6 protein-coding genes are annotated in these 3,575 nt (G+C 44.8%); 3 read left to right on the forward strand and 3 right to left on the reverse strand.

The features are described from left to right. Positions 1 to 31 precede the first annotated feature (31 nt). The 3 genes from RM811_RS10310 to RM811_RS10320 all read left to right on the forward strand — a co-directional run bounded on the left by RM811_RS10310 (position 32) and on the right by RM811_RS10320 (position 1,529). Positions 32 to 241 (forward strand): cold-shock protein, encoded by a 210-nt coding sequence (locus RM811_RS10310; RefSeq protein ID WP_402523695.1) that lies wholly within the window; start codon positions 32 to 34, stop codon positions 239 to 241. A 98-nt stretch (positions 242 to 339) separates the two neighbouring features. Then, positions 340 to 471 carry a hypothetical protein gene (locus RM811_RS10315; RefSeq protein WP_402523683.1) on the forward strand — a complete coding sequence of 44 codons (132 nt, stop codon included), beginning with the start codon at positions 340 to 342 and terminating at the stop codon, positions 469 to 471. An 851-nt stretch (positions 472 to 1,322) separates the two neighbouring features. Next, complete coding sequence (locus tag RM811_RS10320; protein WP_402523685.1) at positions 1,323 to 1,529, forward strand: cold-shock protein; 207 nt, start codon at positions 1,323 to 1,325, stop codon at positions 1,527 to 1,529. 439 nt (positions 1,530 to 1,968) lie between these two features. On the opposite strand, the gene RM811_RS10325 is transcribed toward RM811_RS10320, so the two are convergent. The 3 genes from RM811_RS10325 to RM811_RS10335 all read right to left on the reverse strand — a co-directional run bounded on the left by RM811_RS10325 (position 1,969) and on the right by RM811_RS10335 (position 3,108). Beyond that, on the reverse strand, positions 1,969 to 2,385 hold the full coding sequence (locus RM811_RS10325) for a GFA family protein (protein WP_402523688.1): 417 nt from the start codon (positions 2,383 to 2,385) through the stop codon (positions 1,969 to 1,971). Between the two features lie 148 nt (positions 2,386 to 2,533). Beyond that, positions 2,534 to 2,728, reverse strand: coding sequence for a YwbE family protein (locus RM811_RS10330; protein WP_402523690.1), 195 nt, complete (start codon positions 2,726 to 2,728; stop codon positions 2,534 to 2,536). 218 nt (positions 2,729 to 2,946) lie between these two features. Next, positions 2,947 to 3,108 carry a DUF2986 domain-containing protein gene (locus tag RM811_RS10335; protein WP_402523693.1) on the reverse strand — a complete coding sequence of 54 codons (162 nt, stop codon included), beginning with the start codon at positions 3,106 to 3,108 and terminating at the stop codon, positions 2,947 to 2,949. Positions 3,109 to 3,575: the final 467 nt, after the last annotated feature.

The raw sequence follows: 3,575 nt of genomic DNA on the forward strand, positions 1-3,575 counted from the left end.
AAAATTTATTATTAAAATTCAGGATATGACTATGGCTACTACTACCGGTACTGTTAAGTGGTTCAATGACGAGAAAGGTTTTGGTTTCATCGCCCAGGAAAATGGCGGACCAGACGTGTTTGCTCACTTCCGTCAAATCACAGGTGATGGCTTCAAGTCCCTGGCAGAAGGCCAGCGCGTTGAATTCACCATCACTCAGGGTCAGAAAGGCCCACAGGCTGAAGATATTCGACCACTGTAATGGTCGGGGCTGCAATATTGTAGTCTCTAACCTCACTTAGGTGAGAAAAAAAAGGGCAGTGCTTTCAAGCACTGCCCTTTTTTGTGGCTTTCAGAAAAATGAAAAAAGGAGAGAGAGGGGGCTATGACCACCACGTCGCCGGTATTATCGATATCATGGCTCATGTTATGGAGCGCTACTCACTAATACGACAGATGTCGATTTTACCGATCGTCTGTGATGGTATTTGAAAATCAGGAGTACATCAAAAACAGTTGTCAGAGCCAGGCTGTTCTTGATTTCGGTGGAATCAGTGCGACCTTCAGGGCGAACATTGCTGCGGCGTTGCTACGGATGAAACCGTACTGAATGTTTATGGAACCGAAGGCGAACTCACGGCAAGCTATTTTAGCGGTGAATTCACCATGCGCACCAAAGCCGACAATCAGTGGCGCAGTGAGCAGGTTGATCTGATATTGCCGGATGGCCGGGTCTGCATGAATCCGGTCAGGACTTTTTTACCGCACTGAAAGGAGGGCAGACCCGGAATAATCTATTCCGGATGGCTCAACTCTGTGCTGCCGGAGAAGCTGCTGAACAGTCAAGGCTGCATCGAAACTGGGTTGAAGTGGTTTATCCTAAAGGCTGATCTTATGATTGATTCTGTTGGTTGGATGTACCCAGAGTGATGAAAAGCCGGGTTGAGATACCTCTGACCAATACAGCACCCGGGTTAATCGAACCAGGTCAGCTGGTAGATAGTGCAGGACATTATCGGAAACTGGCGAGGGCTCTGTCTGGCGACCAGTATCACGGCTGAACGAAGCAGAGTCCTCTTAAACATCCAGCTGGAAAGGCGCTATTAGGTATCTATACGCGAATGGCTGAGTATTTTGTGTCGTCGATTGAATGCAAGTACTCATAGTCATCAGGGCAAGGCGCTGTATAATGGCCTGACGTTAAAAGTGTGATTTATTTGTTATGTATAGATTTGATGTTTCGGGTGTAATAACTCGCCATATTCTTCATAAGCAATAATAAACTTCTAGCTTTACCGCCTTCTTACAAGGCGACATTTATTATTAAAATTCAGGATATGACTATGTCTACTACCGGTACTGTTAAGTGGTTTAATGACGAGAAAGGTTTTGGTTTCATCGCTCAGGAAAATGGCGGACCAGACGTGTTTGCTCACTTCCGTCAAATCACAGGTGATGGCTTCAAATCTCTGGCAGAAGGCCAGCGTGTTGAGTTTACCATCACTCAGGGCCAGAAAGGTCCTCAGGCTGAAGATATTCGACCACTGTAATGGTCGGGGCTACAATATTGTAGTCTCTAACCTCGCGTAAGTGGGGACAGGAAGGGCGGTGCTTTCGGGCATTGCCCTTTTTTGTGGCTTCAAGGGAAGCGAAAAAAAGGAGAGGGGGAGAAACTATGGCCACTACCAACATTTGGCAGCAATTCAGGCTCTGATACCTGAAGGGATGAGAGTCGTCACCACCATTACCGCCCAACGGCACCCGTCAGGTGCAGTTAAGGGATGGCTCGGTGATTATCATCAAGCATGTAATCACCTGGTTCGAAGAGTGCAATAAAATTTAATAATATATTATCGACAGGTTGCTGATTGATACGTTCCGGAAAAGCAAATTTCAATAGACCACTCATGTCAGGAATTAACCTGAGTTTGTGCAACAATCGGATAAGATGGCCGCTGAGCGCACTCTATCCTTATTCTAAATATGCAGTTACATTTGTGATGCGAAATAAGCCATTATCTCAGCTTTAGTCATTTCTTTTGTTTCGTTTGAAAAGCAGTAATAGCTCGGTCGCTGGTCACTAAAGTATTGCATGTCCATTTTCAAGCCTTCCAGGTTTTGAAAAATCCCCACTGGCATGTTGTATTCACCCGTTGCCTTGAATTTAAAAAACAAGTGTGTACCACAGTCAGAGCAAAAACCACGAGAGGCCCAGGTTGATGATTCATATATCTTTACCTTTTTGTCACCCTCAAATTTTACATCTGTTCCACACTGCACCGCAAAAAATGGTGCGCCCCCCCAAACTCTACAGGAGTCACAGTGGCACACTGTGAATTTAGGGTTGATTTTACCTGCAATGATTTTTACAGCACCACAGAGACAGCTGGTTTTTGAACTTAACACTTTAATGTATCCTTCAACTGAAGAGCATATAATGGTTAGGGTGAGATTCCGAAACGTTGAGAATGCTCTTTATACACCGACAAAGGAGGAGTAAGCAAAAATAGTGCAGGGATTTGAGGTAAGCGCCACCCGCTTGTTAGTGATTTATTTAATCTAATATTTCTTTTACTCTTCCGACTTCACCACTTTCAAGACGAACTTTAATACCATGTGGATGAAAAGATGAATTGGTCAATATATCTTTGACAGTACCTTCGGTGAGACAACCCGATATTTGGTCTTTTTTAAGAACAATATTAACTTCTGAACCTGGCTTAATATCTGAACGATTTCTACCATTCATTCTATTTTCCTTCATTTCCTTTCCGAGATAATCAAAAGAACTAATTCGTTGGATTAATAGGTTCTGAGATATTCATTATTGCACAGAAGATGAGGGTCAGGTCTTTCATTTTACATAAGTGGAAGACCCTGTGCCGGTTTCTTCAGGTGCGCCGCAGGCATCATCTGGAAAATGTTGTTTGCCTGGCATGAGCTGATGTGCAGCCTAAGATACTAAAATCAGTTCTCAGAAACGAAGGTTGTGGCTTGACTGGACTCTGCTGCTAATTTCGCCCGGTCGGCTTTGCTAATGTATTTAGGCTTACTTTTTTGGGGCAATTTGGCTTTAGACCTTTTGGTAAGTGCCTTTAAAATTTTATTGCCTTTTTTACGACGGTTCATGCATGTCTGCTCAATTTGTAAACACTTGCATGATATCAGCTTCGAACATGGAACCAAATCCGTATAACGCGTTCTTCGGGGTCTTGGCGCATAAAGTCTCAAGAAGGGGCACCGCTTTATCGGGGCAAGATCAACGGCAAACCACGCGACGATTAACCCTTCTTTATGGGAGTGCGCCCTGACAATTTGTTGTTTTGCTCAATAAGCCTGAAATAAGGCTATTGCCTTGCACCTGCTTAGGTCAGTAAAAATTCAGGAACTATCCCCAAAGGAGTTGGAGGCAGGGAAGTTGCAATTAAGAATATACCTCCGTCATCCCCGCGAAGGAGGGTGTCGCAAAAGGGCAAAACACCCCCCGACCGTCATCCTCGCGAAGGCGGTTGTCGCAAAACCCTCCTCGCTCCCACGCTCTGCGTGGTAGCGCCAGGACCCAACCACAGACACGATTCCTGTGGTTGGCTATGCAT

This window comes from Endozoicomonas sp. (genome assembly GCF_031844845.1).
GTDB lineage: Bacteria > Pseudomonadota > Gammaproteobacteria > Pseudomonadales > Endozoicomonadaceae > Endozoicomonas.

Excerpts from the sequence above, each read along its gene's own strand:
- RM811_RS10310 (WP_402523695.1), top strand. The coding sequence starts at position 32 with ATGGCTACTACTACCGGTACTGTTAAGTGGTTCAATGACGAGAAAGGT.
- RM811_RS10315 (WP_402523683.1), top strand. The coding sequence starts at position 340 with ATGAAAAAAGGAGAGAGAGGGGGCTATGACCACCACGTCGCCGGTATT.
- RM811_RS10320 (WP_402523685.1), top strand. The coding sequence starts at position 1,323 with ATGTCTACTACCGGTACTGTTAAGTGGTTTAATGACGAGAAAGGTTTT.
- RM811_RS10330 (WP_402523690.1), bottom strand. The coding sequence starts at position 2,728 with ATGAATGGTAGAAATCGTTCAGATATTAAGCCAGGTTCAGAAGTTAAT.
- RM811_RS10335 (WP_402523693.1), bottom strand. The coding sequence starts at position 3,108 with ATGAACCGTCGTAAAAAAGGCAATAAAATTTTAAAGGCACTTACCAAA.